24 protein-coding genes, 1 tRNA gene, 1 pseudogene and 1 riboswitch are annotated in these 19,996 nt (G+C 37.1%); of the genes and pseudogenes, 4 read left to right on the forward strand and 22 right to left on the reverse strand.

What is annotated here, in order from left to right:
• Window positions 1-14: 14 nt before the first annotated feature.
• The 8 genes from tsaD to CFT42_RS04845 all read right to left on the reverse strand — a co-directional run bounded on the left by tsaD (window position 15) and on the right by CFT42_RS04845 (window position 5,134).
• Complete coding sequence (gene tsaD, locus CFT42_RS04810) at window positions 15-1,040, reverse strand: tRNA (adenosine(37)-N6)-threonylcarbamoyltransferase complex transferase subunit TsaD (protein ID WP_088810531.1); 1,026 nt, start codon at window positions 1,038-1,040, stop codon at window positions 15-17.
• On the reverse strand, window positions 1,037-1,480 hold the full coding sequence (gene rimI / locus CFT42_RS04815) for a ribosomal protein S18-alanine N-acetyltransferase (protein ID WP_088810532.1): 444 nt from the start codon (window positions 1,478-1,480) through the stop codon (window positions 1,037-1,039). The genes tsaD and rimI overlap by 4 nt, the downstream gene beginning before the upstream one ends.
• Window positions 1,477-2,166, reverse strand: a complete 690-nt coding sequence (gene tsaB, locus CFT42_RS04820) for a tRNA (adenosine(37)-N6)-threonylcarbamoyltransferase complex dimerization subunit type 1 TsaB (protein ID WP_088815532.1) — start codon at window positions 2,164-2,166, stop codon at window positions 1,477-1,479. Before tsaB ends, rimI begins: the two co-directional genes overlap by 4 nt.
• A complete protein-coding gene (gene tsaE, locus CFT42_RS04825) occupies window positions 2,163-2,621 on the reverse strand; it encodes a tRNA (adenosine(37)-N6)-threonylcarbamoyltransferase complex ATPase subunit type 1 TsaE (protein WP_088810619.1) in 459 nt (152 codons plus the stop codon). Before tsaE ends, tsaB begins: the two co-directional genes overlap by 4 nt.
• An 84-nt stretch (window positions 2,622-2,705) precedes the next feature.
• Window positions 2,706-3,809 (reverse strand): Lmo2079 family surface lipoprotein, encoded by a 1,104-nt coding sequence (locus CFT42_RS04830; protein ID WP_088810534.1) that lies wholly within the window; start codon window positions 3,807-3,809, stop codon window positions 2,706-2,708.
• A gap of 143 nt (window positions 3,810-3,952) precedes the next feature.
• The gene (locus CFT42_RS04835; protein WP_088810535.1) at window positions 3,953-4,321 is read right to left on the reverse strand and encodes a hypothetical protein; all 369 of its coding nucleotides are present in this window, start codon (window positions 4,319-4,321) and stop codon (window positions 3,953-3,955) included.
• An 86-nt stretch (window positions 4,322-4,407) separates the two neighbouring features.
• Window positions 4,408-4,764 (reverse strand): fluoride efflux transporter CrcB, encoded by a 357-nt coding sequence (crcB, locus tag CFT42_RS04840; protein WP_088815533.1) that lies wholly within the window; start codon window positions 4,762-4,764, stop codon window positions 4,408-4,410.
• A complete protein-coding gene (locus CFT42_RS04845; protein WP_088810537.1) occupies window positions 4,757-5,134 on the reverse strand; it encodes a CrcB family protein in 378 nt (125 codons plus the stop codon). The genes crcB and CFT42_RS04845 overlap by 8 nt, the downstream gene beginning before the upstream one ends.
• A 54-nt stretch (window positions 5,135-5,188) precedes the next feature.
• A riboswitch (Fluoride riboswitch) is annotated at window positions 5,189-5,249 on the reverse strand.
• A gap of 110 nt (window positions 5,250-5,359) precedes the next feature.
• Here CFT42_RS04845 and CFT42_RS04850 point away from each other — a divergent pair.
• Window positions 5,360-5,443: transfer RNA gene (locus tag CFT42_RS04850), tRNA-Leu, on the forward strand.
• 880 nt (window positions 5,444-6,323) lie between these two features.
• Here the strand turns inward: CFT42_RS04850 and CFT42_RS04855 are convergent.
• Together CFT42_RS04855 and CFT42_RS04860 are read right to left on the reverse strand one after the other, a co-directional pair.
• Complete coding sequence (locus tag CFT42_RS04855; RefSeq protein ID WP_088815534.1) at window positions 6,324-6,935, reverse strand: GNAT family acetyltransferase; 612 nt, start codon at window positions 6,933-6,935, stop codon at window positions 6,324-6,326.
• Window positions 6,936-6,938: 3 nt separating this feature from the next.
• On the reverse strand, window positions 6,939-7,124 hold the full coding sequence (locus CFT42_RS04860) for a hypothetical protein (protein ID WP_088815535.1): 186 nt from the start codon (window positions 7,122-7,124) through the stop codon (window positions 6,939-6,941).
• Window positions 7,125-7,947: 823 nt separating this feature from the next.
• Between CFT42_RS04860 and CFT42_RS04865 the strand changes: the two genes are divergently transcribed.
• The gene (locus CFT42_RS04865) at window positions 7,948-8,682 is read left to right on the forward strand and encodes an endonuclease/exonuclease/phosphatase family protein (protein ID WP_088815536.1); all 735 of its coding nucleotides are present in this window, start codon (window positions 7,948-7,950) and stop codon (window positions 8,680-8,682) included.
• Window positions 8,683-8,978: 296 nt separating this feature from the next.
• On the opposite strand, the gene CFT42_RS04870 is transcribed toward CFT42_RS04865, so the two are convergent.
• The gene (locus tag CFT42_RS04870) at window positions 8,979-9,377 is read right to left on the reverse strand and encodes an HTH domain-containing protein (protein WP_088815725.1); all 399 of its coding nucleotides are present in this window, start codon (window positions 9,375-9,377) and stop codon (window positions 8,979-8,981) included.
• Between the two features lie 87 nt (window positions 9,378-9,464).
• On the opposite strand from CFT42_RS04870, the gene CFT42_RS04875 reads away from it, so the two are divergent.
• Window positions 9,465-9,656, forward strand: a complete 192-nt coding sequence (locus tag CFT42_RS04875; protein ID WP_088815537.1) for a hypothetical protein — start codon at window positions 9,465-9,467, stop codon at window positions 9,654-9,656.
• 257 nt (window positions 9,657-9,913) lie between these two features.
• Window positions 9,914-10,192 (forward strand): IS3 family transposase, encoded by a 279-nt coding sequence (locus CFT42_RS15105; RefSeq protein ID WP_369821471.1) that lies wholly within the window; start codon window positions 9,914-9,916, stop codon window positions 10,190-10,192.
• Between the two features lie 182 nt (window positions 10,193-10,374).
• On the opposite strand, the gene CFT42_RS04885 is transcribed toward CFT42_RS15105, so the two are convergent.
• From CFT42_RS04885 to CFT42_RS04935, 11 genes and pseudogenes are all read right to left on the reverse strand, one after another.
• On the reverse strand, window positions 10,375-10,692 hold the full coding sequence (locus tag CFT42_RS04885) for a DUF4176 domain-containing protein (protein WP_244169931.1): 318 nt from the start codon (window positions 10,690-10,692) through the stop codon (window positions 10,375-10,377).
• Window positions 10,693-10,712: 20 nt separating this feature from the next.
• Window positions 10,713-11,060, reverse strand: a complete 348-nt coding sequence (locus CFT42_RS04890) for a DUF7674 family protein (RefSeq protein ID WP_088815538.1) — start codon at window positions 11,058-11,060, stop codon at window positions 10,713-10,715.
• Between the two features lie 2 nt (window positions 11,061-11,062).
• On the reverse strand, window positions 11,063-12,343 hold the full coding sequence (locus tag CFT42_RS04895) for a hypothetical protein (RefSeq protein WP_088815539.1): 1,281 nt from the start codon (window positions 12,341-12,343) through the stop codon (window positions 11,063-11,065).
• A 2-nt stretch (window positions 12,344-12,345) separates the two neighbouring features.
• A complete protein-coding gene (locus CFT42_RS04900; protein WP_088815540.1) occupies window positions 12,346-12,630 on the reverse strand; it encodes a hypothetical protein in 285 nt (94 codons plus the stop codon).
• A 13-nt stretch (window positions 12,631-12,643) separates the two neighbouring features.
• A complete protein-coding gene (locus CFT42_RS04905; RefSeq protein WP_088815541.1) occupies window positions 12,644-12,940 on the reverse strand; it encodes a hypothetical protein in 297 nt (98 codons plus the stop codon).
• Window positions 12,941-12,957: 17 nt separating this feature from the next.
• On the reverse strand, window positions 12,958-13,380 hold the full coding sequence (locus CFT42_RS04910) for a hypothetical protein (RefSeq protein ID WP_088815542.1): 423 nt from the start codon (window positions 13,378-13,380) through the stop codon (window positions 12,958-12,960).
• 73 nt (window positions 13,381-13,453) lie between these two features.
• Entirely contained in the window at window positions 13,454-13,750 is a 297-nt protein-coding gene (locus tag CFT42_RS04915) for a WXG100 family type VII secretion target (RefSeq protein WP_088815543.1), read from the reverse strand.
• Window positions 13,751-13,914: 164 nt separating this feature from the next.
• Window positions 13,915-14,540: pseudogene (locus CFT42_RS04920) on the reverse strand (recombinase family protein).
• A gap of 479 nt (window positions 14,541-15,019) precedes the next feature.
• Window positions 15,020-16,582 (reverse strand): LA2681 family HEPN domain-containing protein, encoded by a 1,563-nt coding sequence (locus CFT42_RS04925; RefSeq protein ID WP_088815544.1) that lies wholly within the window; start codon window positions 16,580-16,582, stop codon window positions 15,020-15,022.
• A gap of 126 nt (window positions 16,583-16,708) precedes the next feature.
• On the reverse strand, window positions 16,709-18,355 hold the full coding sequence (locus CFT42_RS04930) for a retron Ec67 family RNA-directed DNA polymerase/endonuclease (protein WP_088815545.1): 1,647 nt from the start codon (window positions 18,353-18,355) through the stop codon (window positions 16,709-16,711).
• Between the two features lie 363 nt (window positions 18,356-18,718).
• On the reverse strand, window positions 18,719-19,987 hold the full coding sequence (locus CFT42_RS04935; protein WP_088815546.1) for a hydroxymethylglutaryl-CoA reductase, degradative: 1,269 nt from the start codon (window positions 19,985-19,987) through the stop codon (window positions 18,719-18,721).
• Window positions 19,988-19,996: the final 9 nt, after the last annotated feature.

Below are 19,996 nucleotides of genomic sequence, written 5' to 3' on the forward strand. Positions count from 1 at the left end.
TCGTCCTAGCTTTTTTAAACTTCTTCAAATAACAAACCGGGTTTGGCATTTAAGGCTAAGTTGCCGAATTTGCCTTCTTCGTAGGCTACCGTTCCTGCTGCTGCAATCATGGCGGCATTGTCTCCGCAAAGTGAAAGCGGCGGGATGACCAATTGGACGGCTGGAATTTCAAGTTCTGCTTCTTGAATCATTCGTTCGCGTAAGCCTTGGTTTGCCGCAACACCGCCTGCAAGAAGCAATTGTTTAACGCCGTATTCTTTTGCAGCAGCAATTGTTTTGGTGACTAAGACGTCGACAACGCTCGCCTGGAAGCTAGCTGCTAGATCAGCAGGACTTGGTTCTAAGTTTTTTTGGCGCATATTATGGAGCAAATTAATAAACGCAGATTTTAAGCCACTGAAACTAAAATCGTAGCTGCCATCGTCCATCATCGCACGTGGAAAGTGGAATGTGTCTTCCCCTTCTCTCGCTAGATGGTCGATCTGGACTCCGCCAGGATAAGGCAAACCAAGCGTTCTCGCCACTTTATCGTATGCCTCACCAGCTGCGTCATCGCGCGTTTCTCCGATAATCTCAAAATCATTATGTTCTTTCATCAAAACAAGCTCTGTGTGTCCTCCGCTTACGACAAGCGCAAGCAGCGGAAACTGCATCTCGGTTTCAAAGCGGTTCGCGTAAATATGGCCGGCGATGTGATGCACGGGAATGAGCGGTTTTTGGTGCGAAAAAGCTAGCGTTTTAGCGGCGTTCACCCCAATGAGTAGCGCTCCCACAAGACCAGGTCCTTCTGTTACGGCAATCCCGTCTACGTCATCTAACGTGACATTCGCCTGATTTAACGCCTCTTCGATTACAATGGTAATTTGTTCGACGTGGTGCCTCGAGGCAATTTCAGGTACGACGCCGCCAAAGCGTTTATGGCTCTCAATTTGGGAGGCAACGACGTTCGATAAAATTTCCGTGCCGCCTTTTACGATGGCAGCAGCCGTTTCATCGCAGCTTGATTCAATGCCTAAAATAATCGTTTCATTTTTCGTCATGATAAATTCACCCACATTACAAGCGCATCTTCGTCGTTATCTGGATAGTAACGTTTGCGAATTGCGCCGTTTTGAAAATTAAATTTCCGATATAAATTTTGCGCCCGCGTATTGGATACGCGCACTTCAAGCGTCATGTTTATGACACCGTTCTGCTTTGCTAAATCTAACAGCGCTTTTAGTAGCGCCTCGCCGTATTTTTGCCCTTGGAAGTCGGGATGAATAGCGACATTCGTAATATGCCCCTCGTCAAGTACGAGCCAAACGCCACCGTAGCCAATGATTCGCCCGTCTAAAACGGCTAGTAAATAATGGGCAAATTGGTTGATTGTGAATTCATTTAAAAAGGCTTCACGCGACCACGGGGAACTGAATACAGCATGCTCAATTTGGAGCAGCGCTTCGATATCTTCTTGCGTTGCTTTTTCAAAAGAAATCATGCTTTCTTCCTCGCTTCGAGCCACTTGCTTTCGGCTTCGGCAAGTTTCAAATAGTCAGGCGTGAAATTCGTTGCCTCCGTGCCGCTTTCGTGTTGAGCGAGCGCGACAAGACTAGCTGCCCGCGCAAAATTTGTGTCGGCGCTAGCAAACACTGCATGTTGCCCGAGTTCGCCCGCAATTCGGTCTTGCAAATTCGGCGGGATTGCACCGATAAATAGAATTTTTTCAGTCGTCCCGCTAAAGTTTGCGAGCAATTCGGTTAGCGCAATATGCTGGTCGGGGAGCAAATTTTCGAGCGCATCACTTTGACGGTAGACGCCCGCATAAACGTTCTCGCGCCGCGCATCCATCAGCGCCACAATTTTCCCCGGGAAGTACATCCCACTTTTGGCTAAAATTTGAAGAGACGAAATGCCTACGATAGGAATATTCAAATCCCATGCCAGCGTCTTGGCTACCGTGACCCCAATTCGAAGCCCTGTATAAGACCCCGGGCCTTTAGAAACAGCAATTTTTGTTACATCGCTTACCGCCACGCCACATTCTTGCATTAGCTCCTGAATGGCCGGAAGAAGTCTTACGCTATGATTCTTTTTCAAATTTGTCGTCATTTCCCCAATGATTTGCCCTTCTGCTAAAAGTGCAATACTCATCGTATCTGTCGCTGTATCAATCCCTAATATCATTCTAAAACCTCCGTCAAGAAAGTCTTGTAACGTGTACCAACTGCCTCAAATTCCAAGTTTCGCTCATCATCTGAAACCCGTGAAATCGTAATTTTCAAATACTCGCTAGGTAAGGTTTCTGCGATATAGTGCGCCCATTCAACGACGCTTACACCATCGCCTAAAAAATATTCGTCAAAACCAAGTTCATCAGGCGATGCTTCTTCTAAACGGTAAACATCCATATGATAAAGCGGTAAGCGCCCGCTCGTATATTCACGAATTATAGTAAAGGTTGGACTTTTCACGAGCTGTGTAATACCTAGCCCTTCAGCAAGTCCTTTTGTAAAGGTAGTCTTTCCAGCGCCTAAATCGCCTTCAAGCAAAATAACGAACGAAGTATCTACATTTTGACCGATTTTTTTTGCCAGAGCGATTGTCTCTTCGGCATTTTTCGTGTGCTTTTTGACTTTCATTTTTTTCACCTGTCCATCGTTTTCTGTTCCTATCATACCATAGAACGCAAAAAAGAACAGCTTCCCAGCTGTTCTTTATCGCTTTTAAAAATTAGAATCTGATAAATCTTTGTCGCCGTACATGCTTTGGATCATCACGGTTTGAATGATTTTTTGAAGCTCATCTGTGCTTACAATTTCATCATCTTTCGGGAATGCAGGAATCTTTTTGAAAGCAACATTTTCGATTTTAAATGTGCCGCCTAGTTTCGTGTTGCTTTCTGTATCTTCTGCATTAATTTTCATTGTCATCGATTCAAATTTATCATCTTTACCTGGTTTCATCGACATTTTCAGGCTAACTTTAATATTTTTTTCTTTTTGCATATCTTTGATTGTATCTGCTAAATCTAAACGAAAATCTTCATATTCTTCGTCAAAATCCGTTACACTTCCTTGCGATTCAGCAATCGCTTTAACATCTTTTTTCACGCTATCTTCGCCAAGTGCTTTTTCAAAGTCCTTCATTAAGTTAACGAAATCTTTTTTAGTTAAAGTCGTTGTGATATTACCATTATCATCTTCTGTAAAACGATTTTCGTCCATACCGTTTAAGTAGTCTGTGATAATTTTATTCAATTTCTTTTGTAAATCTTCCATCGCTTTTGTAACTGATTCAGACGATTTAGTCGTTTTGTCACCTGTCTCCCCTAATGTTTCAGAAAGTTCAGATGTACTAATGTATTTGTTTTTCAAATCTGGATAAGTTTGATTAATTTTAGAAAAAACCCCGCCAGTTTGTTGATCAAGCAACGTCTTTAAATTATCGTCTGGATTAACGATTGTATCTAATGGAATATAAGCTTCCCCTGTTTTGTCGTTCATCAAAACGTCCACTTCAAGGTCAAAATTAAGCGCACCATCTGAGCTAAGATTGAATGCCACATAAGATTTTTCTGCTTTTTTATCGATAGATGTTGTTGCATCGAGCTGCATTTTCTTAAGCATTTCAATTGTGGATGCTTCACTACCATAAATATCATCTGACTCTAAATTATCAATTTTAAATGACATTTTTTGAGTATATTGATCTGGAACGTCAAGCGCTTTTGAATACGTGTCAGCAAATTTCTCTTGCGGCGTTTGCCCACAAGCTGTAAGTACTAACATTAAAACTAACATAATTGATAAAACTAACCCTTTTTTCATAAAAAAAATCCTCCTGTATGTATACTATGTACTATTTTAATCTACCACAATTTTATAACTAACACAATCGAATACAAAAAAATCTAGTCAATAACAAATAAAATTTTCATCATTTGTTAATAACTAGATTTTGCGTAATCCGTTTAGTCTTTTACGATTATTTTTGTTGCTGGAGCAGATATTGTTCCCGGAGACGGAGCAACTAACTTAACGTCTTCTGGAAAGACAGCTTGAAATTTAGTGCCCTTTTGGAGGTCAGTAGATTCCATTGTCTTGCCTGACTCATTCACAATAGAAGTTGAACTATTAAAAGTAAAGACAACATTAGACGAATCATTTTCCGCTGCACCTTGCCAAGTTAGTATTCCCGAAGCCGTAATTTGGTTCCTACTCGTTATTTCACTCGCATCTGTTATACTTCCATCTAGGACTAAATAATTGACAGCATCATTGTTCGAACATGCTGTAAGAAGAAAAAGACTCATCATCAAAATTGAAATAAATTTTTTCATTGTCTATCCTTTCACTTACTTGTTGTCCTTAGCATAGCATGGCTACAGCCTTTTTAACAAGTCCAAGCGGATTTCTTAAACAATTCTTATAGACTGCCTACAAAAAAGCCTAATCCAGCACATGAAATTCCTAACGCGTACGATAAAATCATATAGGCCGATAAAATTCCCGTTCTTTTTTGCAAGAGAAGCTCCGTGCATTCCACTTTAAAAGTCGAAAATGTTGTATAGCCACCCATAAATCCAGTTCCGATAAGGAGCTGCCACATATCAGAAAGCTGGCTCGAGATGAGTAGGCCTAGCAGAAAAGAACCTGAAAGATTGATGAGGAAGGTTGCCCACGGAAAATCGGTTTTCCACTTATTTTTCATCCAAACCGAGATCCCGTAACGTGTCATCCCGCCAAAAGCCGCGCCAATGCCCACAAGCAAAAAGTTAAGCATGTCGTCCCACCCACTTTGCAGAAAAGAAGTAACCGAGTTTCGCGAAGGCAAGGCCACCGAGCAAGCTGATTCCGATGTAGAGAGCAGCGATACTTATGTGCCCTGACTGGAGTAGCTGGATATTTTCCACGCTAAAGCTTGAAAATGTGGTGAACGCCCCGATAAACCCAGTTCCGAGCCCCGCTACTAGCTCCGGCCGCACTTTCGGATTCGTCGCAACCGCCTGCGTCACAACCGCAAGCAGAAAACACCCCACCAAATTCACCGTGAGTGTCGCGGCGGGAAACGCATTTCCACCTATAAGTAAACTAATCCCATAACGCGTCATGCCGCCTAGCGCGCTAAAGATGCCAACATATAAAAAATACATATTCATTCCTCCAATCAAAAACTCCTGTTGAAAAAAACATAGCCAACTATGTTTCTTTCAACAGGAGTCATCAGCGCAAAACGCAATAATAGCGAACTCCATCGCCTCTTTTACTATATGCTTTTAACGTTTTTTTTGCAAGAAAAATATTTATACAAAATCACTTATAATCGTTGACAAAACCGCTAAAAGAATACTATAATACTTTTTGTTGGTACAAATTACGCGGTCGTGGCGGAATCGGCAGACGCGCTAGGTTGAGGGCCTAGTGGGCATTAGCTCGTGGAGGTTCAAGTCCTCTCGGCCGCATCATAAAACTAGAACGGGTTTCAGGATTAGAAGAATTTTTCTGAAACCCGTTTTTTGTTGTTTGAGTAGAAAATTTGGATTCAGGTCTGAAACATCATACAGTGTTATACAAGAAGCCCCCACTCAAAAAAGAGCAGGAGCTTCCAAATTTATGCCTTATTACATGATTCAACGAATACTGACATATTATTATAGCCAGCCTTTTCTTCGCAAGAATTCATCTTGTATTCGGGACTCTAAATCTTCTTAAAGCTCTTGACACAAAACATCTAAATCGGCTCTATCATACCATTTCCGGCTATTCTCAAGTCCTATGGCTAGCTCTCCATTAGCAATGGACATCCAAAACTCCCACAGTCAAAGTTTAAGGCACTATAAAAATAATTATACATTTCAAATTCCATATGAAACATAGTGTACGGAATGTCTGTTTGTCCCGAAATCACAAAATCCTCTATTTTATTCCAAAGTAATTCTTTAGCTTAAACTTTAACTCATTCTTAATATTTTCATATCCTTCACTTTTTGGCAATTCAAACATCTCCTTCTGTTGTTAATTCATCATAGTCATGTTTTCCCTTCAAATATTTTCACTCTTCCAGTACCGCTTTATCCAATGTTGGTATATTAAATTTTTCAAACATTTCATCGCTCGTGCATTAGCGTTCGTTTGTTTTAATATTTTGAGAAAATAACACACCTCGCCCATATCAATTCGATTCATTTTAACTCCCCTCTGCGCTTAATGTACTATTCAGAAATATGTATAGATGTGTCTATTTCCCGAATAAATAAAGACCACTCATAAAATGAGAGGTCAACCAAATTTATTCATAATAAGTTTTTCGGAGCATTGTTTTCCATTGATTAAATCATTAGCTTAAAATATGTGTTCAATTTTTTTCACAAAAACAGATAATCCATTTGGTGTTTCATATTCATTTAGTAATGCAAAACCATTCTTGATATAAAATTGAATTATTTTCGGATTGTTTTCACATTCTAGGTACAAAATTCTGCCCCCAACAAGCATATGTATTTGCTTTACAGTCTTATACACTAAAGCTAATAATTCTTCTCCAGTAACCGATTCTGCCTTCTGAGCTATCGTAGAGCAATTCTTACCTAATTGCCCTAGTAAAAAACCTGTAGTCTGATAGTTTTCTAAATCAGATTTAGCCCCAAAACTCATCAACCTTTTTTTCATAGAGATATTTAACTTCTGATAATGCTTTTTCGGAATAACCAAAGATTTTGAGGATAGTGAAAAATAGCCTGCAATAAATGGAACCTGCCTATAAGTTGACATTACTAAGTATGTTTTTGACAAACCTACCTTTTCGAATTCAATTGCTTTGTTATGTAGGAAATATTCAACATCATTAGCACCTTTTGATTGATTATTACAAGAAAAAGAAGAAAGTAACTCTTTTACTTTCTCTTCTTCTTGCGTACTTAATAAATCATACAAATTGATTAAATTCAGCCCCATATTTTATTGTCCCTTAGTTTTAAAAAAAAACTCGTCCATTATATTATTTAATTCACTCTTATCCTTAACGATTTTCACAGGTTGCTTTACGTCAACATTAACTCTCCGAGAATGGTCAACAGCATTAGCAAGTTTATTACCGGCCTTCGTATTTAACTTAAATTCAGTATAAAAACTTTTTGTAGCCATACGTCAACACTCCTATATATTATTACTAATATAATTATTATCGTTGACTTTACTATACCCTACTTTATTATTTTTGAAAAGTTATTTACTAAAACTGTAACATTTTATCCATATTTTTTTATTTCTATCTACAATATCACTTCCCAAAATATGTTGTCGTGTAAAATGTATTATCTCTTGATAGATACTACGCACTTTTTAAGCCATATCTTTGCAAGATGTTCATAGCCTTGGTTATTTAGATGGTTTTGAGGTGCTTTATACATAAAGTCACCTGTAGCTAAATTCATTGAATCCATTTCATAAAGATTTAAATGCTTAATATTATAGCAGCATTAACATAAGCATAATTGGGAATTCCAAGTTTATTATTATCGGGGTACTGTGTAACAGCATACATAGATATAATTCCTATTTTTTATTATGTTTGTCCAATCCGCTGCTTCAACTACATTCACTTTTACTATACTGACTAATAAGACAGGCAGTAAAAGTAAAATAAATAAAAATTTTTTCATTTCTCGGTCCCCCATTATGTAAGTTAAATTGCTTTCTGAGCATATCATTGAATGACAATTTTTCATCCGAATTTTTATAAAAAAATGATAATTAGAATGAATTTATGAGTATTCCAAAGCAAGAGGTCTAATGAGCAAAGTTTGCAGTGCTCTTATAATCATAATGTGTTTATAACTGGTTAGGTGTGACAAGATATTGAAAATAGATCGTTTTTACATATTCTTCCTCTTGCTAAGCAAAACACTTTTTATTTTCAAAAAAAACGATACAATGAAAGCGAAACCAATTTATGGAGGCGAGTTGTATGAAGGTAGCCAGTTTTAATCTTTGTTGTGATGTTGAAAAAACGGGGGATATTGCTTGGTCCGTTAGATTGCCACTGATTCGGCAGATTATTCGCGAAGAAGCGTTTGATGTTTTTGGCGCGCAAGAACTTGTGCCGCATCAGTTGCGGGATTTAAATGTGGAGTCGCCGTATGCGCATTATAGCCTGTTTCGTGACGGCGGGCAGACGGGCGAGGCCATTAGTATTTTCTACTTGAAAGCGCGGTTTGATTTGCTTGATACGGGCCATTTTTGGCTATCTGAAACCGAACAAATTCCGTCCGCTTATAAAGATGCCGCTTTTAAACGCACTTGCATTTGGGTGAAATTACTAGATACACAAACAGGCGACAGCTTTTATATTTTTAACACACATTTTGATCACATATCCGCAGAAGCGCGTACATATTCCGCCAAACTGCTTCAAGAGCGGTTACCGCAAGATGCCCAACTTGTTTTGCTTGGCGATTTTAACTCCACCCGCGAATCTGAAGCCTTTCAAATTTTGAATGCATCCTTCCAAAATGCTGGTGAAAATAATACGCAGGCCACATTTAATGGCTTTTCTACCGATGAAAAAGTTCACGAAGAAATCGATTTTATTTTCACAAAGCAATTTCGTATTAGGCAATTTTATGTTGTGACGAAAACATTTGACGGGCTTTTTGCGTCCGACCACTACCCCGTCGTTGCGGAAATTTTACAAGAGCGCTAGGACAAATCTTAACTGAACATGAAAGCCAGGCAGACAATCGAAAAAATGATTTTCTGCCCGGTTTTTGTTGAAGAATAGCTACCTTTGACGGCCAAAAAAGGCACTTTTGTCAAAATAAAAAAGTCCATTTTCAGCCAGTGTATAAAAAACGGCCTTACCGTATAGTAAGACCGCTTTTTATTTTTGCTACTTCCGTTAAGATAGGTTATGCAATTACATTTTTATAAGTATTTTTCTCTACTTTTCTTGCCGCCTCTGCTCCACTCTTTTCATGATGAACCAGATATTTAAGTTTTTTAAATAATAGGGTAGTTTTCAGAAATAGTCCGCTCTAACAATGATAAATAAGCACAACATACAAATTTTTTTTCTGAATCTAAAGATGAAGGTTCTTCTATGTATGCTTTTAATTCATCTTCTGAAATGTGACCATATGCTGCAATAGTTTTAGTAGAGAAATGAGCCACTTGAATTAAAATATCGATTAAGTGAGTCAAACGTTCATCAGCTAATATATGTTTATAAGCGTATGTTAAATCGATACTTTTATCTACTAAAACAGGACTTGCTCCCTGAGTATCTGTTTGTAGTAACTGATCCTCTCTTAATCCAAAATGTTCTAAGAAGTCTTTATCTGTAAAGTGGTAGTCCATTTTTAACGCTTCAATATTTTTCTTAAAGTTGACTTCTATCATATAAATACTCCATTTTTCAAATTTTTTATGCAACATTTGACATAATCCTTTTAAATATTATGCAATAGTATGGGAAAAATACTTACAATGATTTTAGCAAGCACACTAACCTTTACTCTAGCTCTTCCTCTTGCCAATGCTGAAACAAACAATCAAGAACAGTTAAATGTAACAGAAGTACATAGCGTTTCAGAGAGCATATCACTGACTGAAGATAGTTCACTAAGACAAGCTCGTGCCGCTCAAGTTGGAAAATTAGATATTTGGATATCTACCTAGTCCTAAAAGAATTAATTGGAAAATTACAATGTTTCCTCCATATTCTTAACATAGGAGCCGAGAAGACTTAATCTCCTTGCTTGTACTTTCTATACTTCGATGCTGCCTCGTTTTAGTTGGCCAATAAGAATACCTAAATTGGCCACAACTTTATCCGCCTGTTTGTCCAGTGCCTCAACCGCCACCGCTTTGTTATCACTTAACTGGTACTTAATATCTTCGAAAACCATTCTCGAACTGAAGAGCTAAATCGACGGATTTTTCAAACACTTGAGGAGGTACAGTTAGCTTGTTTTGAATATATTGAGGGATTTTATAATTCGAAACGACCACAGGTTTTAATGACATGCTTACACCGGACGAAAAGGAACACTATTTTTCCCATGCATCCTCATGATATTAGCTATTTTACTGTCTACTTTATTGACGTTTATCTAACAAAGAGCCTTGAATTCATTTCTAGGGCTCTTTGCTATTCTATCTTTAGTTTACCTATATCAAAGGCAATAACGGATGTATCTGCCCTGGATTCTTAGTATTGTCGTTTAAACGCTGCTGGCAGGGCAAGTTATTGGCTCGTGCCGTTTGACTAGCTTGAAAAGGCGATAATCGCGTTAAATCCGTTTTTTTTTGCATAGTTTGCCTTTCGTGCAATGAATTGGGATTCTTCTGGGATTGCTTGAATGATACGTTCCAGTTATCGAATCACATTTTCTAACTAGCTATTATTAGTGTCCTTATTCATAATTTCTATCCATTTTTTATCATTATCATTTTTATAGCCTTCAAAAATAACCTTCTCAATACTTTTATGGTTGAAAACAATAGTATACTCTTTACCAATATAACCCTCTGGATGTAAGCAGCCAGAGTAATCATATATTTCATTTGTTTTTGTATCACGTTGTTTCCTACCATAAATCATCAATTCTTTCTGCCCATTCTTTAACAAAACTACTGATCCTAGTGGTAGATAGGTCTTACTAATGTCTGGGGTACTATTAAGTTGCTCATCCATTCCTTTAATAAAAGTCATTTTTTCATCTCCTTCAAATTTTATCCTATTTCAATTAAGACTTTCTTTGTTCTATCTTTGACAAATTCTCCAACCCATTGCTCATCTTTTAACAACTCTGCAATACTTTCCAAAACACTAAATGAAATTACTTCGTCAGCATAGTCGTCTTCCAAATTTAAAGTATCTTCTATATAAGAAAAAACAGTAGCAATTTCCCCAGACTCTTTATTTTCAATACTATTTCTAATATATGGAGTAAACACATCCCCATACACAGTATGAGAACCTGTATGATCTCCCTCCTGCCAGCTCACTTCTTCCGTATAAGCGCCTTCTAATTTTGGAAATTGCTCAATTAAACGTTTATTTAATTCTTCACTTGTCATAATTAATTTCCTCCCACTGCATTCTTTAAGTCATTCAATAAGTCAGTTGCTAATTTCAAGTCATCAGCATCTAAATCCTGTTTAGCTATGATGTTCTCTAAATTCCTAATACGCTCCGTCGCTTTTGTTAAATGTGATTTCCCACCGACAAGCTCTCCTGTAGATAGTTCATGCCTGACAGCATCAGCTAAACCACCGTCCCCAGTTGAAGCTCCTGGTCGGTACATTTGATCTATTGTATTTTTTAATTTTTCATTAGAAGCGCTATCAAGCAAGGATTCTCTTTTATTAGCTGCATCATGACCAGCAGACTGGCTTGTGGAACCATTCCCTTCTGAGGACTGCATTTTACTCCAATTATCACCTATGTTCCCGCTTGCAGAACCCATCATTGCAGCACCAGCTGTTACCAGCACTGCTCCTTCTACAACCGCTGCCCAAGATACTGCAATAGCTGGTACGCCTACAAGTGCCCCTACACCTGTTGCAGAGACCCCTACACCAGCAACTGTTACTGTGAAACCTCCTATTATTGTAACGACTCCACCAACAATAGCTATTGCTCCAGCTACAAAGCAAACCGCATCACCTATCGCTCGCCCTCCATAGTACCATTTGTCATCTACCCAACCCCAGTTTTCTAATATCGCTTCATCCAAGTATTCTAAGTTATCTTCCCAAAAATGTCCATCTCCAATGCCGTATTCATGGAGCACATCTTCTCCTACTGTTAATACTGGTCCAACTACATCTTGTACTACCGATACCCCTATTCCCAAAGCACCGCTTCCGAGTTTCTGCCAAAAACCAGCCTCTTCCTCTAATACTTCCTCTATAGAAGACTCTAAATTAGTAATATTAGTATCTGTAGCTTTTAAAATACTATCAAATGCTTTATTTGCACTATTTGTAATTTGAGTGAAGTTTCGTACTGATGTAGTCATAACAGCTGGTGTAATCATATTAGCAATAGTCGTTAGCTTATCATTAAACCCTTCTAATTTATCTTGCAGATTATAAAATCTACTTGCATAATTCTGATCTACTGACTCTACCTCTTGAAGTATACCATCAAATTTTTCTACCCCAATATTTTGATCATCAATTACTTCTTGATGGTATTTATCCAAATTATCTAAACTATCTCTTATGTCCCCCGCTGAAGTGAAAGTATCATCAAACCAATCGCATATTCCCCATTGGCCATCATCCTCTTCTTTTTGGACAAGTGAAGCAATCTTATCAATAGAAGTTTGAGAAAAATCTCTTATTATACCTGTCATGGTTAGCTAGTCCCTTCTAATAATTTGCTCAATATTGCACCACTTTCCTCATCTACATCAATATATGAATCCTTCGCATTATCTAAAAAATCTGCTGTATTTTTAATTAGATGATCTAAACTACTTTCTAAGGTTGCTATGTAGTCTAGTAATAACTTGACACCGTCAGCTGCTTGCCCACTACTAGATACTTCTTGGGTTATTTTAATCTTAGATGTCAATAAAGAATTTAAATATGTAATTTCAGCCTCAAGTACAGTTGGATTTATTTCAATCGCATTACCCATCCCTATCCCTCCTCTAATATAAGTCATTATCCACCGTGTCAATATCTGATACAAAAGTTTTTAAAGTCTCTGTTATTTCTTGATGTATACCTTCCAAAATATTTTCCAGTGTTTTAGCTTCCAATTGAAACGCTTCCAAATTAGAAGCAACCTCCCCGGATTTTACAGCTCCCTCTAAAACTCGAGTTAAAGAATCTAAATAATTCTTCAACTTTTCTTCAAAACTTGTAGCGATTTTTGTGAATTCATTTCCAACATCACTACAATTATCATCGTTCACAACAATATCATAGCCTATCTTATACGTCATAATTGGCACATACCTTTCTAAATAGACAATTTTCTACGCTCATAATACAGCTGATTAATGTTAACTTCGAGTTGTCCCACCATTGATTGAGCTTGTTCAATTTCTATCTGTGTTTGATTTATCTCAGCATCTATCTCCCTTTTAGACTGCTCTAACTTCCATTCTGTTTGTTGTGCGCTATTACCATGCACTATATCTAATACACGCATGGAGTGTTTTCTCATAAATCGTATATTCTTAGATATTTCCAATACTTCTTGGTATTTTCGTTTTCTTTTATATTGAGACTCTAAAAATCGATCTAAAACTTTAAATTGTTTATCTTTAGCATAAAATAATTTCTCTAACTTTACTTCTAATTGCTGTATCTGTGATTGGTATATATCCACTTGTTCTTCCTTTTGACGTATTTTATATGAAATTTCATCTGTTTTTTCCATGAAGTTCTCCTTTCTATCAAGAAGTAGTTAGATAAAAAGGCTGTGCAAGAGAAAAACTTGTACAGCCTTGCTTTTAATTCAAACCAAAATTACGTGACAAATTTGCGTCATTCTCTTCTACAGCATTAGCAGTTTGTGATAATTGTTGCTCAATTTGATCCATTAAGTTCGCAAATTCCGTCACTTTTGGTTTCAGCTGATTAAATTGATCGTCAAAGCGTTGAAAGGCTTGTCCTTCCCACTCACTCCGTAGCCGTTCTTGCGTTTGGGATAAACGTTGAAGTAACTGTTCAATATCGCGTGCGCTTGTTCCATATGTTTTTGCACGATCCCGTAATTCTGTAGGGCTCATTCTAATTTGTCCAGACATTTTCTCATCTCCTCATTTTTCTTCAGTATAACACGAATATCTGTTCAAAAGAAAGTATTTTCTGTTTTTCGAACACGTATACAATGATTCGCACAAGGTATGCAATTACCAAATTAATAGCCACCATCTAAAGGATGGTGGCCTTACTTTTATTCTGAAGCAAGTTATTTCGACTGGTCATCCCTAAGCAGCATGACCAAGTCTTCTTTAATTCGATAGATGGTCGGTCTTGTGACCCGATTTTTCTCCGCAATGTGTTGGATGGGCAAGCCTTCTTCTAACATGTGTACAATCTGATGATACACGGCCTGTTTTTGTGGATTCTTCGCATCGGCAGCATATAAAACGGGCCGACCTTTATAAACTCCCTTTTCCTTCGCAATCGCAATGCCTTGCACCTGGCGTCGTTTACTTTCTAAACGTTCCCTTTCCGCTATCATGGCCAAGAGCTGTAAAATTAAATCCTTGACAAAACGATCGAGTAAGGGGTCTCCGAGTGGTCCACTTAGCAAAGGAACACTTGTGACAAGTAATCCCACTTTTCTTTCAATTGAGAAACCGTTTTTAAGATTTCGTCGTAATCCCTACCAAGGCGATCAATATCTTCGACCATAAAATGATCTCCTTCACGGACAAAATCCAGGGCTTTCTAAAATTCCACCCGATTCACGAAATCTGCGCCGGATTTCTTTTCAATGAAAATTTTCTCTGCACCTAATTTTTTAAATTCAGCAATTTGCCGATCTAAATTTTGATCATATGAACTTACCCGTACATAGGCGATAATCATATCTTTTTCCTCCAAATTTCCAAACCATTTATTTGACACAAACAAACGGCAAAAAGCCATCACTTTCATATGTAAATTTTGAGTATACCTTAAATTGACAGTTTCTAATTAAAACGATATCTCATACTCTTATTTTATTTTCATGGGATTCCTAGATTATTTTAAAGTTCAGCCGATATACTAAGTTTATGAAATGAAAGATATCTATTTTCACTCCCTTTTTATAGATGTTTTTCTATCCCCCTTTTTCACCAGTATGGTTTCCTCCCTTTCCCATATTGGTGTTTTTTATGTCCATTTGAAAACATCTGAAATTTCAAGCCTTAGTTGTGCATTCTCAACTAGCACTTTCTTTGGAGTCCTGGTTTTCTATTAATGGCCCGCTAGCAATTATAATTTGATAAAGAAGAATGGCACAACCATTCTTCTTTTGTACCTACTTTTCGATATTAATCCAATTTGAAATTTGTTCTTTACTATCAAATTTGTTTCCATTCATCTTCATATGAATATAAATACAATTCCCCAATTGTTTTATCAGGATCTCGATTATTATATTTATTATCTTCCTCTTGTTGTACAATTATAGTTAATTGGATGATTGCTTCTCTGGTAAGTTGTAATAAAGCGATTGTTAAATCTTCAAAATCATCAAAGCTTATATTATAAGCAAAATCATCGACTCTATCTGACTCACGCACGTCAAAAAAATCATTAGAAATCTTAAGATATTTGTGTTCCATAGCATTTCTAACCTTAGATATTTTTCTTAAAACAGGATCAATATGCTTATCTTTATACACAACTTTGTTTTTTAAATCTTTATATATCCACCATAGGCCATTTAAACCCCAATTCTTTTCAATAAATTTAACAACATTCTCTCTTCTGACCTCTTTTCTTCCTTCTTTTCGGTACCAAAGAGTATGAAAACTTATTTGGCGTTCTGGGATTCCTAAATTAAGATACTTATTTAGAAAAAAGGCTATTTTATCAAATATAGAGTAAATTCCTCTATACGCTGCTTTCATCTTTTCAATACCGATTCCATAAACCGGGTAGTCGAATGTATTAATCAAATATACTTGTCTATCAGAATAATGTGTCTCACTCTCATTTAATCCTTCATAAATCCAAAAACGTGCAGAAACATACTCTTGCTTAATTTGATTAAATATACCATGATATTTAGGCATGTATCCTAATTCAATACTAGTGACCATAGATGGTAAATGCAAGGGATCATAAGCCACTTCTTTTTCCATGTATATATCATTTAATTGATTTAAACTTAAGCAATTGTCACTAAACCACTTTCTATAATTAGTTTCGTCTATCGAAGTATCTTCTTCGACAGCAAGAAAGGAATCTAAATCATAATTATTATTTAAATAGTCTAATCCTAAATCATTCTCTATACGTTGGTGTAGTAACTCAAAATTTTTTCCAGCATACTCTTTTTCAGGGAAACTAACATCTTTTTTGATAACGAAACTTAAAGAATGATAGGCTTCGTATAACATAATTTTTTGATGGCTCTTATCAAAATATGAATAATCAACTATCTTTAGCGCTAAATTCCCAACAGCCATGGGAAATTTAGCGTTTGAAATACTTTGAAGGGTATTTATTGATTTAACATATCTACCTGTTTGAGATAATAGATTAGCATAATTTACATGTAGAGGATAAAACAAACCATCTAAATAAGCTTTTTGAAGATCGTCCTCATCTTTATCCAATAAGTCTTTATAAGATTTTTTGCATAAATCTATGGCCGTCCTCATTAAATAAAGACATCGCTCATATATCTCTTCTAATTCATCTTCTTTTCGTAATTCTTCAATAGAAATACCCAATAGGCTTGTTGCGCCAGAGTATAAATAACTTGCTCTTATTGACGAATGTAATTTATCATTTTGTCCTTTTTCAACACAATTATTACTCATTTTTCTTAATAGCTCAACATCTTGACTATCAAATGCATTGTCACATTTTTGTTGCATCTCTCTCAACTCTAAATTTTCCCACCATTCCTCCATTCAAACCGCTCCCATCTTCATAATCCGTTAGTTTAAATTAACTTAAATATAGAAAAATATAAAATAAATTGTTGCTTAACTTGATGAAAAAAAGCTTTTTATACAATTCTTCTTTGGGTGTCTAATTTATTGGCATTTATCCATTGAATTACCGTAATCATAAATTATTTTATCCAAATTATCTAACATAGGTTTAAACTGGGTGAAGTCTATATCATTATAATTTTTGTTAATAAACATAGAAAAAAAATGCTTATGATTTTCTTCACTTCTGTCGAATTTCTTACCCATTATTTGTTGATTTAATGTTTGCTCATCAAATAAATCTTCAATCTCACATATCTTTTTCCCAGATACTAATGGATTAGTAAGAATATATACATTATCCACCCAATGAGTATTTTGATTATTCTTTAATGCTTCCTTTCTTTTACTATCCTTCTTAAAACCATTCCAAACGTGCCTTAACGGTTTGTCTTGATCTTCAATCTCATTATCGAAAATACATATTACAGCATTTTTGGATAAAGGACCATCTATATTTTTAAAATATTTAGCTGTAGGATTTTTGCACAAAAAGTGTTCATTTATAAACGTCCTTATGCCATCTGCCCCATCTTTTTGTAAGTTTAGTAATTTTTTGAGTCGTTCAGATTTTCGATTCAAAAATGTTATTTTAAATTTAAAAGTACCATCTGTTTGTTTTGAAATTAGGCTTGGATAATCTTCATATAGGTTCTTTAATGCTGCCTTTAAATATATGATATCTGTCTTCCCTTCCGTAATAACTACTGGCTTATCATTCATATAAAGATATTTATAGAAAATAAATTTCTTATACTCTTTATAACAATAGTTCTTTTTAGTAGAACCATAAGAAGCAACTTCATACATAAATGAAAAACGTCCCTCTAATTGATCTACAGTCCCTCTTTTCCCATCAATTTCAAATTCTCCAGTTTTATATAAGCGATGAGCCATCGCTCTAGTTTGTCTGTAATAAAACCTCTTCACATTTACTTTTTTGTTCACAGTAAGCCCTGTTACCTCTTGATGAGAATCTTTAAACTGTAATCTTGTCTTTTTACAATTAATTTTAAATCCTGCTTTTTCAATTTCTCTATTTATTTTCTTATAGAAGACATCTTTGTTATCTAAAAATTTTTTATCATTGGTTGAAAATGTCAAATCATCCGCATACCGTGTATAATCTAACTTAAACTGCTTGGCTAACTTAAGCAATCGATAATCTAGTATACTACAAATCATATTAGTAATAATTGGAGACGTTGGTGCACCTTGGGGCAAGAAGCCTTTATAACAAGCGATTTGAGCGATTAAAATAGCAATTTGACTATCTAATTTAAACTGGTTATTTTTTTCAAAATAACCTTTCACCCTGCCAAAGTGAAAGCTTCCAAAAAAATCTTCCAAATCCAGATTAAAAATAACATGCTTATTACAATGTATACGTGCATTTGATATTATACTTTTCTTTTGTTCAAATCCATGTGAAATATTCGGCGTTATTCCTCTACCTTCAAAATAGGCTTTGCGCTCCTGATATAAGATACTAGCTAGTTTTTTCTGAATACTCTTAAGCTCCTTTTCGGGGGCATATATTATTCTCTCATCTCCATTTTTCTTTAATATATTAATTCTGGAGTATAAATTATCTGTTTTTTTTATATATAAAATATAAGTTAAAAATTTTGTAGGTACCTCTAGTAATCTAGCTAATTCATTACGATTTTTAATCTTTCCTAAGCTCATATCACTATGTATCTCCTGTCATTTAATCGCGTGTGGCTACTCATTACGCAATGAACAATCATATGCAACGGCCGCACATCATTTTGAGAAGGGGATGCAGAAGCTGCAAATACTGCCACCCTTTTAATCAACACTTGCGAAGCGCAAGTACAAAATCTAGCCACACGCTTTTTAAGCGTACTAAAATAATATTTTTCTGTCAAATGATTTTTATAATGCTGATAGTATCATCATTACTTGTATAAATTCTACAGATAGGTAGTTTTTTCTATATTTAGTGCAAAAAAAGTATACCCTATCGGCGCCACCGGGTAGAAAATCATTTTTTCGATTCTCTACCTGGTTTTCATATTCAGCTAAGATTTATGTCCCACCATTTTGTTCGATTATTTTTTTCGCGTAACTTAAATTAATTTGCCCCGCCGCAAGCATTTTTTCAGCCACCATGTCAATTTCGGCGCCAGTTGCGCCAGCAGAAATGGCCGTTGATTTCGCTTGAAGTGACATGTGGCCGCGCTGAATTCCTTCTGTCACTAAGGCTTTTAAGGCGGCTAAATTTTGAGCAAGCCCAACAGAAACAGCTAACATCGCGAGCTCTTCGGCATTTTCCACCTTGGCGATTTTTTGTGCCAAAGTAGCAAGTGGCGAAATCGCGATGGAGCCGCCAACCGTTGCGACCGGCATCGGGAGTGTCAGTTCGCCGACTAAGTCGCCCGCTCCGTTCACAGCCCAGCTACTCATCGGCCTGTAGCGCCCGTCTTTTGCAGCGTAAGCGTGTGCGGCGGCGGAAATACTGCGGACGTCATTGCCGAACGCCAGCAAAATCGCGTCTACGCCGTTCATAATGCCTTTGTTGTGGGTCGCCGCCCTGTAAATATCCGCATCACTAAACGCAAAAGCCCGCACAATACGGTCACGCACCTCTTCACCACCCATATTTTTGCTTAAAAGGAGGTTTGCGGGAATCGTGCAAGTGGCGGTTGCCGTCGCCATGTCTGTTAAGTTCGATAATATTTTCATTTCGGCAGTTCCGCTTGTTAGGCGTTCGATTTCCGGTGCAAGCGCCTCGACCATCGTGTTAATCATGTTCGCCCCCATCGCTTCCCGTGTTTCCACATAGAGATGGACGACGAGCAGTTTTTCCTGCGCCGTTTCAATCTCGCGGACAACAATTTCCCGTGCGCCACCGCCGCGTTTTATAAGCGAAGGATACGCCGCATTCGCCGCATCAATTAGCGTCGCCTGCTGTTCTGCGATAGCCATTTTCGCGCGCTCAAAATTGGGCACACCGTACACGGCAATTTGTCCTGTCATCAGACGGCCGGAACTTGTGGCGACCATGCCACCGGAGCGGGCTATCAATTTGGAAGCGGAACTCATGGCGGCGATGACCGAAGGTTCTTCGGTTGCCATTGGGACGGCGTATTCTTTGCCGTTCATCACCATGTTTAAACCAAGACCGAGTGGAACTTGAAAGGTGCCAATCATATTTTCAATCATGTGATTCGCCGTTTCGAACGGGAGCGCGCCTTCTGCCTGTAAAGCGGCGAGTTCTTCGTCCGTCAAACCAGCGTATTCGCGAAGAATGGCGAGCCGTTCCTCCCGCGTTTTTTTATAGTATCCTGCAAACATTTTGCGCCA

The organism is Listeria goaensis (assembly GCF_900186125.1).
GTDB classification, from domain to species: domain Bacteria; phylum Bacillota; class Bacilli; order Lactobacillales; family Listeriaceae; genus Listeria; species Listeria goaensis.

Coding starts and splice junctions, on each gene's coding strand:
- rimI (WP_088810532.1), bottom strand. CDS start 1,480: ATGATTTCTTTTGAAAAAGCAACGCAAGAAGATATCGAAGCGCTGCTC.
- CFT42_RS04895 (WP_088815539.1), bottom strand. CDS start 12,343: ATGACAGGTATAATAAGAGATTTTTCTCAAACTTCTATTGATAAGATT.
- CFT42_RS04915 (WP_088815543.1), bottom strand. CDS start 13,750: ATGTCTGGACAAATTAGAATGAGCCCTACAGAATTACGGGATCGTGCA.
- CFT42_RS04875 (WP_088815537.1), top strand. CDS start 9,465: ATGATTTTAGCAAGCACACTAACCTTTACTCTAGCTCTTCCTCTTGCC.
- CFT42_RS04925 (WP_088815544.1), bottom strand. CDS start 16,582: ATGGAGGAATGGTGGGAAAATTTAGAGTTGAGAGAGATGCAACAAAAA.
- CFT42_RS04890 (WP_088815538.1), bottom strand. CDS start 11,060: ATGACAAGTGAAGAATTAAATAAACGTTTAATTGAGCAATTTCCAAAA.
- CFT42_RS04865 (WP_088815536.1), top strand. CDS start 7,948: ATGAAGGTAGCCAGTTTTAATCTTTGTTGTGATGTTGAAAAAACGGGG.
- CFT42_RS04935 (WP_088815546.1), bottom strand. CDS start 19,987: ATGTTTGCAGGATACTATAAAAAAACGCGGGAGGAACGGCTCGCCATT.
- CFT42_RS04930 (WP_088815545.1), bottom strand. CDS start 18,355: ATGAGCTTAGGAAAGATTAAAAATCGTAATGAATTAGCTAGATTACTA.
- CFT42_RS04910 (WP_088815542.1), bottom strand. CDS start 13,380: ATGGAAAAAACAGATGAAATTTCATATAAAATACGTCAAAAGGAAGAA.
- CFT42_RS04885 (WP_244169931.1), bottom strand. CDS start 10,692: ATGACTTTTATTAAAGGAATGGATGAGCAACTTAATAGTACCCCAGAC.
- crcB (WP_088815533.1), bottom strand. CDS start 4,764: ATGCTTAACTTTTTGCTTGTGGGCATTGGCGCGGCTTTTGGCGGGATG.
- CFT42_RS04900 (WP_088815540.1), bottom strand. CDS start 12,630: ATGGGTAATGCGATTGAAATAAATCCAACTGTACTTGAGGCTGAAATT.
- CFT42_RS04860 (WP_088815535.1), bottom strand. CDS start 7,124: ATGGCTACAAAAAGTTTTTATACTGAATTTAAGTTAAATACGAAGGCC.
- tsaE (WP_088810619.1), bottom strand. CDS start 2,621: ATGAAAGTCAAAAAGCACACGAAAAATGCCGAAGAGACAATCGCTCTG.
- CFT42_RS04835 (WP_088810535.1), bottom strand. CDS start 4,321: ATGAAAAAATTTATTTCAATTTTGATGATGAGTCTTTTTCTTCTTACA.
- CFT42_RS04905 (WP_088815541.1), bottom strand. CDS start 12,940: ATGACGTATAAGATAGGCTATGATATTGTTGTGAACGATGATAATTGT.
- CFT42_RS04855 (WP_088815534.1), bottom strand. CDS start 6,935: ATGGGGCTGAATTTAATCAATTTGTATGATTTATTAAGTACGCAAGAA.
- CFT42_RS04870 (WP_088815725.1), bottom strand. CDS start 9,377: ATGATAGAAGTCAACTTTAAGAAAAATATTGAAGCGTTAAAAATGGAC.
- CFT42_RS04830 (WP_088810534.1), bottom strand. CDS start 3,809: ATGAAAAAAGGGTTAGTTTTATCAATTATGTTAGTTTTAATGTTAGTA.
- CFT42_RS04845 (WP_088810537.1), bottom strand. CDS start 5,134: ATGTATTTTTTATATGTTGGCATCTTTAGCGCGCTAGGCGGCATGACG.
- tsaB (WP_088815532.1), bottom strand. CDS start 2,166: ATGATATTAGGGATTGATACAGCGACAGATACGATGAGTATTGCACTT.
- tsaD (WP_088810531.1), bottom strand. CDS start 1,040: ATGACGAAAAATGAAACGATTATTTTAGGCATTGAATCAAGCTGCGAT.